Source organism: Nitratireductor aquimarinus (assembly GCF_017255295.1).
Taxonomy (GTDB): Bacteria; Pseudomonadota; Alphaproteobacteria; order Rhizobiales; family Rhizobiaceae; genus Nitratireductor; species Nitratireductor aquimarinus.
Window position 1 is genome coordinate 59762 of the sequence record NZ_JAFKDE010000015.1, and the last position, 9757, is coordinate 69518.

Consider the following 9757-nt stretch of genomic DNA (forward strand, 5'->3'; position numbering starts at 1 on the left):
GTTTGAGGCAAATCACGCGTGGTACGCATTTCGATTGACGCGATGGGTGGGGATCATGGTCCCGAGGTCACGCTGCGTGGCCTGACCAAGGTCATCGAGCGGCGTCCCGACGCCCGCTTTCTTGTATACGGTCGTGAAGACGCCGTTGTTCCGGTGCTTGATGCGCTGCCGGGCCTTCGCGATGTGAGCGAGTTCACCCATTGCGAAGTCGCGGTGCGGATGGACGACAAGCCCAGCCAGGCACTGCGCCAGGGCCGCTGGAAGTCTTCCATGTGGAAGGCCATCGAAGCGGTGAAGAATGGCGATGCGGATGCCTGCGTTTCCGCCGGCAATACCGGCGCGCTGATGGCCATGTCGAAATTCTGCCTGCGCACCATGGCCGATATCGAACGCCCCGCCATTGCGGCCATCTGGCCGACCATGCGCAGCGAGAGCATCGTGCTGGATGTGGGCGCGACCATTGGCGCAGACGCCCAGCAGCTCGTCGATTTTGCGATTCTGGGCGCTGCCATGGCCAATGCCCTGTTCGACGTGGAGCGTCCGACCGTGGGCCTGCTCAATGTCGGCGTTGAAGAGATCAAGGGTCAGGAAGAAGTGCGCGAAGCCGGTCGCATGCTGCGCGAGGCCGCACTCAAATCCATGCGCTATGAAGGTTTTGTCGAAGGCGACGATATCGGCAAGGGCACGGTCGATGTGGTCGTTTCAGAAGGTTTCGCCGGCAATATCGCGCTGAAGACCGCCGAAGGCACGGCGCGTCAGATTGCCGGTTATCTCCGCGAGGCGATGGGACGCACCATGATGGCGCGCATCGGTTATCTGTTTGCACGCGGCGCTTTCCAGCGCCTCGGCGAAAAGATGGATGTGCGCAAGATCAATGGCGGCGTCTTCCTCGGGCTCAACGGCATCGTGGTGAAAAGCCATGGTGGCGCCGACGCTGAAGGCTTCTCTGCCGCCGTGGAACTTGGATATGAAATGGCGCGCAGTCATCTGCTCGACAAGACGCGCGCCACTCTTGACCTTTATCACGCCCGCCAGCCGCTTCCGGCCGCCGGCGCTGCAGCCGTGAATGAATAGGACGCTGTGATGATTAGATCCGTCGTGCGTGGCATTGGCTCCGCTTTGCCCCGCCGCATCATGAAGAATGCGGAATTCGAGAAGCTCGTCGACACGACTGACGAGTGGATCGTGCAGCGCACGGGTATCCGCCAGCGCCATATCGCTTCGGAAGACGAGACCACGGCGTCGCTGGGCGAGGCGGCTGCGCGTGCAGCGCTCGACAGCGCCGGGCTGACCGCCGACGACATCGACATGATCATTCTGGCCACGTCGACCCCCAACAACACGTTTCCCGCCACGGCCGTCGAGATACAGGAACGTCTCGGCATGCGCGGCGGTTTCGCGTTCGACATGCAGGCCGTGTGCAGCGGCTTCGTCTATGCCATCACCACCGCCGATCTCTACATTCGCGGTGGTCAGGCAAAGCGCATGCTGGTGATTGGCGCGGAAACCTTCTCGCGCATTCTTGACTGGAACGACCGCACCACCTGCGTGCTCTTCGGCGATGGCGCCGGCGCTGTCGTTCTGGAAGCACAGGAAGGCGAGGGCTCTCTGGATGATCGCGGCGTTCTCGCCGCATCCTTACGCTCCGATGGCAGCCAGCGCGACAAGCTCTATGTGGATGGCGGTCCCTCGACCACCTGCACGGTGGGGCATCTGCGCATGCAGGGCCGCGAAGTGTTCAAACATGCCGTTGGCATGATCACCGACGTCATCGAAGACGTGTTTGCCAAAACGGGCATCACTGCCGACGATATCGACTGGTTCGTGCCGCACCAGGCCAACCGCCGCATCATCGACGCCTCCGCCAAGAAGCTTGGCATTGCCGAGGAGAAGGTTGTGATCACCGTCGACAGGCACGGAAACACCTCGGCGGCGTCCGTGCCGCTGGCGCTTTCCGTTGCGGTGGAAAACGGTCAGATCAAGAAGGGCGATCTGGTTCTTCTTGAGGCGATGGGCGGCGGATTCACCTGGGGCGCCGTGCTGGTGCGCTGGTAGCGACAGCAAATCACATGCATCGTCCTTGACCGTTACGAAGCAATTTTTGTAACGTCAGCGCCGCGTATTGAAATCATAAGCATTTTCAAGATTTGGATGGGTAGCCCTATGGGGGGAAAGACACTGACGCGTGCCGAGCTGGCTGAGGCCGTCTATCGGAAAGTCGGACTGTCACGCACCGAGTCCGCCCAGCTTGTCGAAATGGTTCTGCAGGAAGTCTGCGACGCGGTTGTTCGCGGCGAGACCGTTAAGCTCTCTTCCTTCGCCACCTTCCAGGTGCGCGACAAGAACGAGCGCATCGGCCGCAACCCGAAGACCGGCGAGGAAGTACCGATCTCGCCACGTCGCGTCATGACGTTCAAGGCTTCCAACGTCCTCAAGGATCGTATCCTCAAGGCGCATCAGGACAGGCAGCCGCGCGAAAGCGCCTGACCTTTTCCGGCCCCGCAGGGCCACCACGGTGCACAATTGCGCGTGGTGCTTTCGACAGGCTCACGAACTGGTTAAACTCCCGAATCGTCGGGCGTTGGCTGGAAGCTGTTGCGTTTCCCTCTGGGGCCCGCATCGTTCGGCAGGGCTCCGCACGCAGGTCGGAGCCACAGCCCGCAGGAGACGCGTGACCATGGAAAAGAGCCCCGACGCCTTCCGTACCATCAGCGAAGCCGCCGAAGAACTCGATCTGCCGCAGCACGTGCTGCGTTTCTGGGAAACGCGGTTCTCGCAGATCAAGCCTTTGAAGCGGGGCGGTGGACGCCGCTATTACCGGCCGCAGGACATCGACCTGATCAAGGGCATTCGTCACATGCTCTACGATCAGGGTTACACCATCAAGGGCGTACAGAAGCTTCTGCGCGAGAACGGCAACCCGTTCGTCGTGGCCATTGGTCGTGGCGATGTGGCGGCGGTCGAGGCCATCGCCCAGAGCCAGCAGGCGGACGTGGAAAAGACGGTTTCCGAGGAGGAAGTGCTGGTTGGCGCTCCGAAAGCGAAGCCGAGCAAGCGTTTTTTCGGCCTTGGGCGCGGCGAGCAGGAGGGGCCCGTCCCGGCGGATGCGGAGAGCCTTTCGCGTGACAACAGGGCGCTTTTGCAGGAGGCGCTGTTCGATCTCCTGGAGTGCAAGCGCCTTCTCGACCAGGTGCGCTGATCGTTTCGGATCACCACCGCGCATCCTTGTTGTTGAAAGCCGGCCCCGTTGCCGGCTTTTTGCTGCGGAATGATTTTTAGGCCTTGCGCGCCCCCCTCGGAAACTATATCCCTTGCGCCGGTTCGGAGCGTAGCGCAGCCCGGTAGCGCACTTGACTGGGGGTCAAGGGGTCGTGGGTTCGAATCCCGCCGCTCCGACCATTTTTCTTCTATATTTCAGCATGTTGCAGCGTCGTTCATTTGACGCCGCGACCTGCTGGTTTACTGTTGAGGCGCCAGTTTACGGACGGTGCCTTTTTTCGACCTCGTTTTGTACCGGTACTCTTTCACCGAACCGTCGGCCAATACCTTTTTTACGACATGCTCTTTGGTCGGGACGGCCACAAATTCTGGCTTCGGGCCGCCCCTGCGGGCATCTGCCGCGAATGAGTTGTTTTCGCCAACAGTGCAAATACGAAGATTGGATCTCCGATTGTTTAGGGGATCGCCGTCGATGTGATCGACAGCGTAGCCTCTTGGCGGCCTCATGATAAATCTGTGAAGCAAATCCTGCCTGCCATTGCGAACATAGAAGACGTTCCTGCGCTTTGTGGCGGCCCAATTATAGCGCTGTATCAGTCGCCAGTCCTCTTTGCTCACTGTCGCCCACACATCGCCATACGCTTTTGTTCCAACATTGAAAGTGATGGAATGGGGATCGCTTGGATCGATCTTAACTTCTTTGTCTCTCACTCTTGCCATCGTGCACCTTTCTTCTCGGCCACTGTAGCAGTTTACAAAGAAGCTACGTTACAGAACGCGTTCCTGTTTCGATCTTTTCCACAGCCGCGCTCGACACCAGATAGTGCTTGCGAATGATGCCTTCGGCGTCCTTTTCCGCGTGCCCGGTGATCTCCGCAATCTCACGAATCGATGCGCCGTTTCTGTAGGCGAGGGTTACGAACGTCCCCCGCAGGTCGTGGAATGTCTTGCCCTCGATCCCGGCTGCGGCGACCGCTTTCCTCCACGAAGACTTGAAACCGGAGGTCCATGGCTTGCCGCTGCGATTCGTCAGGATCGTTGCTGCCGGCGTGTCTCGTTTGGCATTCTCGGCCTTCGTCGCGTCCAGAACTGCGCGAAGTTCTCCAGAAACCTTCACAGCGACATGGGCGCCGGTTTTGGACTGCCGAAGCCTGATGGCGTTCCCGTCATAGGCTGACCAGGTGAGGGCGAGCAAATCCCCCTGCCTCTGCCCTGTCCAAGCGGCAAGCATCATCGCGCGCACCAGTGGCTCGCGTGCCTTCTGCCGGAATGCCTTTATGTCCGTGTCGGTCCAGATGATGTCTCGTCTGGTGCCATCGCTTACCTTGGTGATCCGCTCCAACGGGTGGCGTTCGATCATCTCACGGTCGAGGGCGAACCAGAATAGACGCTGCAGAACGCTCATGTAGAGGTCAGCCTTGCGGGGATGCGTCTCAGCCATCTCGTCGCGCCATTCGAGAAAAAGGGTTCGGCTGCCGGCCGCGGAAATGCGCTCCGCCGTCATGTCGTAGAATTCGCCCTCAATGGCGCGGATTGCCAGGTCATAGCCCTCACGGGTGCTGGGTTTCAGGTCTTTGTAGTGTGGGGATCTGAGGTAACCGCGAATGATCTCGGCCATGCAGCCCTGATAGGGCGCGTCTTCTCGGTCCCGCGTCAGCCGCAGGTATTCCTCAGTGAATTTTCGATGCTCGGTTTCTGGGTCGGCCTTGATGGCCGGGCCGCCTCGCCACGCATAGTGGTAGGTTTTGATCGATCCATCGGCCAGTCTCTTTTTGACGCTATGAACGCCCATGAGATTTACCCGCACTGTGTCTGTCCCTCCATGCGCGGAGGGAATTGCCGCTATTCAGAGGCGCGCTGTCAAATCGGTCATTGTGAGTATCGGGGATAAGCGTGATCGCTCCATCCACCTCAAGGCGCACGGTCAGGCCCATATCGCGGGCTACGCGACCGGCGTTCTCGATCTCGCATCGACGGTGACGGAGGGGCTTCGTCATCCTTCAGTGCCTCCCATGATGAAAAGCCACGACAGGGCGGCGCAGCATACCAAGCCGACATACAGGAACGAGGCAATGACGGCTGCTCCAAAGTCACCCATGATCAAGCCGATAGATGCTGAGAATATCAGCTGGCCGCCGATGAGAGCGCCGAGAAAGGCTGTTCTGTTCTTGGCAAACTTACCCATGCTCGCCTCCTAATGCTCGGATAGCGGCCGCGTGCCACCTCCCATCACCGAAAGATGGCAAGCCTTCAAGGTGCTTCGCCGCAGCTTCCAGCGTCTCCCTGTCCATCTCTCCGGGCGCAAGGATGCGGTAGCCGGCAGCGAACCCGTGCTCGGTCCCGTATTCGAGAGCGCCAACTACGAATTCAACGGCCTTGCGGCGATCTCCGCATCCAATGCCGGTTTGCGGGCATACTCCCCATTCGTCGGCGCAGTCCCGACAATTGCCGCCATAGCGCACAAGGAAGCGGATTAGATCGTCTCTCGCGCTCATTCTCCCTCTCCCTTGCTGGGGAAGGCGGCGAGGAGGGCGGCGCGCATAAGTCTGCGCCTACGGTCTGGTACGTCCTCGTCGGCTGCATCAATCAGCGCCTTGTGCCAGCCGTCTATCGCCCGCTCCACCGCCTCGTCGGTGAGGGTGGTGCGCGCTAGATCGTGATACTTCTGGCTCCAATATTGCCATGCCTCATCACTGGTCATGTCCCAAGTGCAGGCATCGGGTGAAGTACAATCTGGATGTGGTGTTTCCCGTCCCTCGCTGGATGGTCGAGTTCTTCCACAATTCACACACACTCTTTCTTCGCCGCTACCCTTCTGGTTGAGGAAATCGCGGGCACGCTGCATCACCTCGTCCAGTTCGTAGATGGCGCCACAGGTTGTTTTCGGAAGTGTCGCGCCAAGTTTTTTCGGGTGTCGCTCGTATTGTTTGACGCCAAGATGATCCTCACCGTTCCAGCCGGCAACCAATTGGCGAACGTCTCTCAGGGCCTTGGCATTGACAAGTTGCTCTATGAGCGTTTTGGCTTCTGTCGCCACCCGTACCGCCTCGTCGGTGAGGGCGGGGACGGGGACGGGGACGGTGTAGACCGGTGTTTCGGAGAGCTCGTATTCGTTCGCGTCTTCCGGGCGTATCGCAATGCGCGTCTTGCTGAATGTGAAGCGGGGAGGCGTCCGCTCTTCGTAGACATATCCGAAAGGCTCCTCCGCCTCTGCCTTGGAGGCAGCGCGAAGACGAGTGTCTTCCTCGCTCCATCCCTCACGGCGCTTCAAGGCAAACATGAGCGTGTCCATGCTGACGCCCTTTCGCAACAGAGCGCCGGGAAGTTGCACGTCGCAGGGAAGCGTTTCGGCCTCTGCCTTGGGGGCAGAGAGGGCGGCGAGTGCCATGTCCAGCGCCTCGCGTGAAACCCCGACCATGATGCCGTCAGCATCAAGCTGCGTCTGGTGATTGCGCAGTTGCTCGATAGCGCCTTCGAGCCGGCTTTTGTTCTCTTCGCTCATCTCATCCTCGCGTCTTCTGGAACCCGCGCCCGGCGATCTTCGCCTTGGAGCGCGGCCACGTTCCGTTGTGCTTCCTGCGGATGCGGTCAGCCTTGGCGCGGTCGCCGGCTTCCTCCGCCGTCTTTGCCTTGTGCTCTTGGACAAGGGCAGGCATCAGATTGCTTTCCCGATGCTCGCCGCCCATGGAAAGCGGTTTGACGTGCTCGACCTCCCACGGCTCACCCGGGGCGATCTTCCGGCCTGAGATATGGCAACGGCCCTTGGCGCGGATGAAAACGCGATCCTTGACGTACTGGGGCACCCTTGCGTTGGGGCTGGAGCCGATCCACTCGGGCAGGCTTCTACCGCCGAGCGGGTTGTCGATCATGGGAACGGCCATCAGCGCGTCCTCCGTTGATGCTCCGCGATCTCCGCTTCAACCAGACGCGCCAGTTCGAGGCACATCACGTCGAGACGAAGCTCATCGGTGCGCAGGTCGAGCGTCTTTCTGGCAATTGCCCGAGCGCCACGGCTGCCCTTCGGAAATGAGCGCGCAACCTCGGCAAGGGTGTCGGCTGAGATGGTCATGCTGCCAGATCCTTCTCCTCGCACCCGACAACGCCGGCAATCGTCGCCCGGCAGTCATCAAGCTCGATTTCATTCCGGCAGCAGGCGCGCGCGTAATTCGTTATCGACTTCGCCTTGGCCCGAACCTCGTCGCTCAGTCCTTCGACAAAGAGCCCCTTGGACTGATTGACGACGACAACCTCATCCTCACCGATGGCGCCGATGATCGCTTTGGCGAACGTCTTGAGCCAATCCGGATCGACGGAAGCCGGCTCGCTTTCGCTCTCTCCCATGTCTTGCGAGCCGGCCTCGTCCGCTGTGGCGGGTGAGTTCTCGGCAGCGGAGCGATCTGAATTTGTGGCGACGAGCGCCCCGCTGCCGTCACCGGTGGGGCTTTCTGCCGGTGAACTGTGTTCTTGATCGGAGCCGTCGCGCATGGCGTCGATCTGGTTGGATATGCTGGATTGGTCGAAACCGCCTTCATGGCCGTTTCTCTCGGAGAAGGTTCGGGCGTGCGCAAGACGATCACCGGGATCGCCGCCTCCGGCGTCATGGATATCGCGCTTGATCTGGTCAGATGCCGTGGCAATCGACTTGAAGGTCTCCTTCATGCCTTCGAGCTTGACCTGCATCGGCTTCGGCAAATCCTTCCACCAGCTTTGCAGAGATGCCATGCCTTCGTTCGCAGCCAGAAGGCCGGCGCGCTTTGCGTTCTCAATCTCCGGATCAAGCGTGACGCCCTGATCGCTCCATGCGCGAACTGCCGCTCCGGCATCACTGGTGATCTTCCGCCCCTCTGGGAATGCGTTCTCCAGGTCGCCGGGGCATTTCTGGATCGTTGGGACGTGCGTGCCCTCGGCAAGCATCATGGAGACGGTCATCTCATAGATGAACGACTTCTCCTGAACGACGACGAAGCCCTCATTGACGATTTCGGATTTGCCGTTTGCGCCCTTGGCCTGCACGACCTTCTCTTTGACGCGGCAGCAGAAAATCAGATGCGCCCGCGTCTGGAGGGCAGCATTCATCAGCTTTTTGTGTCCCGCCTTCGGCTTCTGCCAGCAATGCAACCCAGAACGCTTAGTGCGCTCCTCAATGGCCTCTGCCTGCTCCAGAACTCCGCCGCTGCCTTCCCACTCGTGAGAAATGCTGTCGATGATGATTGCGGTATATCCGGCATCCTCAAACGCATTGATCGCCTCGATATAGCGCTGCGACGTGAACGGCGGATCCAGGTCGATCACATCGAACCCGCCGGCAACGTCCGCATAAAACCGGGAGCGCTTGTTCTCGGTGTCGATGAAGCCGATCTTGCCATCCGGGCCAACCAGACCGCGCGCATACAAAAGGGCGCTGTAGGTCTTGCCTGCGCCGGATGGGCCGGCAATTGAGGTGAGGGTGAATGTCTTTTCGCGCACGGCGCGTTCAATCTTCATGGGTTAAGCCGCCTCCGCCGGGATGGAAGGTTCATTGTCGATCTGCTTTTCGAAGAAGTCGGACGGAGCCGCAGATAGGCCGCTGCCGTAGTAGGTGGGCCAGAAGCCGGACTGGAGGCATTCCGCGAAGATGTTCAGCGCGGCGCGGTTCTGGCGCTTGCCGTACCAGATATACTGATTGTCCAACGGCTTGATGTTGTAGGCGTGTGGCCGCTTGGGCTCGATGAATAGGAGCACATGGTCAGTGACCTGGTAGCCCATCACCTCGTGGATAGCCGTCGAGATCAACGCCATCTGCATGTAGTAGCCGAACTTCTTGATAGCGTTCAGGCAGCCTCGTTCACTGGCGTCAGCCGTTGTCTTGAGGTCCGCGATCACGGTATCCGCCGGGATGCTGTCGGGGCGTGCCTTCACCCAGACGCCGGTTCGGTCCTGATAGATGATGCTCCGCTCGATATCGCCGCGCAGGTGGTCGACGAACGTTCGGTCATTCGCGACACGGTTCGCCATACCCTCGATCTGCTCAAGATGTTCCGGCACCAGAACGATCTTGCCGGCCTTGATCTGAGATTTTCGCCATTCCTTGGCGGCGTTTGTGCGCCAGTCTTTGAAGTCTGTCGGGCGGACCGAATAGATGGCGCGGAAGTCGTCTTCTCCCAGCAGAAGCGTGTGCACGGCCTTGCCGAGCGAGAAGTGATCCTTCGGTTCTTCTGGGGCGCGATCCGGATTGAGGTAGCTGTTGTCCCAATACTTGAGGGGGCAGCCATCCGGCGGCGCGATCTCACGCAGGCCGGAAGACGAAATTGACGGCCCTGCGCAGCAATCCGAGTGATAGGCATCGATTGGCAGGCCGGAGATGACACCGGGCTTATCGATCGTTTTTCCGTCCCAGATGCGGACGAATGATTGCCGGCGAACCATCTTGGCACCGAGAGCACCGATGGACTGCATCGCGTCTGTGTCGAGATCGGTCATGGTTCAATCCTCAGTGGGGCGTTTCAAGGAACCCGACGAGCAGGGCGCTGATGACGATCAGAGCCAGAGCGCGGGCCGT

Annotated in this window: 13 protein-coding genes and 1 tRNA gene; 6 read left to right on the plus strand and 8 right to left on the minus strand. The window is 60.1% G+C overall.

Annotated elements, in window-relative coordinates:
* The first annotated feature begins 18 nt into the window (after nt 1-18).
* The 5 genes from plsX to JYP46_RS21050 all read left to right on the plus strand — a co-directional run bounded on the left by plsX (nt 19) and on the right by JYP46_RS21050 (nt 3399).
* Complete coding sequence (gene plsX / locus JYP46_RS21030) at nt 19-1074, plus strand: phosphate acyltransferase PlsX (protein WP_113154899.1); 1056 nt, start codon at nt 19-21, stop codon at nt 1072-1074.
* 9 nt (nt 1075-1083) lie between these two features.
* Nucleotides 1084-2055: a beta-ketoacyl-ACP synthase III gene (locus tag JYP46_RS21035; protein ID WP_206549234.1), complete on the plus strand. Its 972-nt coding sequence runs from the start codon at nt 1084-1086 to the stop codon at nt 2053-2055.
* Nucleotides 2056-2163: 108 nt separating this feature from the next.
* Complete coding sequence (locus tag JYP46_RS21040) at nt 2164-2487, plus strand: integration host factor subunit alpha (protein WP_113154901.1); 324 nt, start codon at nt 2164-2166, stop codon at nt 2485-2487.
* A 190-nt stretch (nt 2488-2677) separates the two neighbouring features.
* Nucleotides 2678-3199: a MerR family transcriptional regulator gene (locus JYP46_RS21045; protein ID WP_113154902.1), complete on the plus strand. Its 522-nt coding sequence runs from the start codon at nt 2678-2680 to the stop codon at nt 3197-3199.
* Nucleotides 3200-3322: 123 nt separating this feature from the next.
* A tRNA-Pro gene (locus JYP46_RS21050) sits at nt 3323-3399 on the plus strand.
* A gap of 60 nt (nt 3400-3459) precedes the next feature.
* Here JYP46_RS21050 and JYP46_RS22295 read toward each other — a convergent pair.
* The 3 genes from JYP46_RS22295 to JYP46_RS21065 all read right to left on the minus strand — a co-directional run bounded on the left by JYP46_RS22295 (nt 3460) and on the right by JYP46_RS21065 (nt 5404).
* Nucleotides 3460-3930, minus strand: coding sequence for an HNH endonuclease signature motif containing protein (locus JYP46_RS22295; protein WP_206549235.1), 471 nt, complete (start codon nt 3928-3930; stop codon nt 3460-3462).
* Nucleotides 3931-3982: 52 nt separating this feature from the next.
* A complete protein-coding gene (locus JYP46_RS21060) occupies nt 3983-5011 on the minus strand; it encodes a tyrosine-type recombinase/integrase (RefSeq protein WP_210346651.1) in 1029 nt (342 codons plus the stop codon).
* A 201-nt stretch (nt 5012-5212) separates the two neighbouring features.
* Nucleotides 5213-5404, minus strand: a complete 192-nt coding sequence (locus tag JYP46_RS21065; RefSeq protein ID WP_206549237.1) for a hypothetical protein — start codon at nt 5402-5404, stop codon at nt 5213-5215.
* A gap of 31 nt (nt 5405-5435) precedes the next feature.
* Here JYP46_RS21065 and JYP46_RS21070 point away from each other — a divergent pair, with 31 nt between their 5' ends.
* Entirely contained in the window at nt 5436-5696 is a 261-nt protein-coding gene (locus JYP46_RS21070) for a hypothetical protein (protein WP_206549238.1), read from the plus strand.
* Between the two features lie 14 nt (nt 5697-5710).
* On the opposite strand, the gene JYP46_RS21075 is transcribed toward JYP46_RS21070, so the two are convergent.
* The 5 genes from JYP46_RS21075 to JYP46_RS21095 are packed head-to-tail and all read right to left on the minus strand — an operon-like array spanning nt 5711 to nt 9678.
* Entirely contained in the window at nt 5711-6721 is a 1011-nt protein-coding gene (locus JYP46_RS21075) for a hypothetical protein (protein ID WP_206549239.1), read from the minus strand.
* A gap of 1 nt (nt 6722) precedes the next feature.
* Nucleotides 6723-7100, minus strand: coding sequence for an HNH endonuclease (locus tag JYP46_RS21080; protein ID WP_206549240.1), 378 nt, complete (start codon nt 7098-7100; stop codon nt 6723-6725).
* A complete protein-coding gene (locus JYP46_RS21085) occupies nt 7100-7288 on the minus strand; it encodes a hypothetical protein (protein WP_206549241.1) in 189 nt (62 codons plus the stop codon). The genes JYP46_RS21080 and JYP46_RS21085 overlap by 1 nt, the downstream gene beginning before the upstream one ends.
* Nucleotides 7285-8703 carry an AAA family ATPase gene (locus JYP46_RS21090; RefSeq protein WP_206549242.1) on the minus strand — a complete coding sequence of 473 codons (1419 nt, stop codon included), beginning with the start codon at nt 8701-8703 and terminating at the stop codon, nt 7285-7287. The genes JYP46_RS21085 and JYP46_RS21090 overlap by 4 nt, the downstream gene beginning before the upstream one ends.
* A gap of 3 nt (nt 8704-8706) precedes the next feature.
* Nucleotides 8707-9678 carry a PD-(D/E)XK nuclease-like domain-containing protein gene (locus tag JYP46_RS21095; RefSeq protein ID WP_222474261.1) on the minus strand — a complete coding sequence of 324 codons (972 nt, stop codon included), beginning with the start codon at nt 9676-9678 and terminating at the stop codon, nt 8707-8709.
* Nucleotides 9679-9757: the final 79 nt, after the last annotated feature.

Excerpts from the sequence above, each read along its gene's own strand:
- JYP46_RS21065 (WP_206549237.1), bottom strand. The coding sequence starts at position 5,404 with ATGGGTAAGTTTGCCAAGAACAGAACAGCCTTTCTCGGCGCTCTCATC.
- JYP46_RS21060 (WP_210346651.1), bottom strand. The coding sequence starts at position 5,011 with ATGGGCGTTCATAGCGTCAAAAAGAGACTGGCCGATGGATCGATCAAA.
- JYP46_RS21090 (WP_206549242.1), bottom strand. The coding sequence starts at position 8,703 with ATGAAGATTGAACGCGCCGTGCGCGAAAAGACATTCACCCTCACCTCA.
- JYP46_RS21045 (WP_113154902.1), top strand. The coding sequence starts at position 2,678 with ATGGAAAAGAGCCCCGACGCCTTCCGTACCATCAGCGAAGCCGCCGAA.
- JYP46_RS21085 (WP_206549241.1), bottom strand. The coding sequence starts at position 7,288 with ATGACCATCTCAGCCGACACCCTTGCCGAGGTTGCGCGCTCATTTCCG.
- JYP46_RS21035 (WP_206549234.1), top strand. The coding sequence starts at position 1,084 with ATGATTAGATCCGTCGTGCGTGGCATTGGCTCCGCTTTGCCCCGCCGC.
- JYP46_RS21080 (WP_206549240.1), bottom strand. The coding sequence starts at position 7,100 with ATGGCCGTTCCCATGATCGACAACCCGCTCGGCGGTAGAAGCCTGCCC.
- JYP46_RS21040 (WP_113154901.1), top strand. The coding sequence starts at position 2,164 with ATGGGGGGAAAGACACTGACGCGTGCCGAGCTGGCTGAGGCCGTCTAT.
- JYP46_RS21095 (WP_222474261.1), bottom strand. The coding sequence starts at position 9,678 with ATGACCGATCTCGACACAGACGCGATGCAGTCCATCGGTGCTCTCGGT.
- JYP46_RS21075 (WP_206549239.1), bottom strand. The coding sequence starts at position 6,721 with ATGAGCGAAGAGAACAAAAGCCGGCTCGAAGGCGCTATCGAGCAACTG.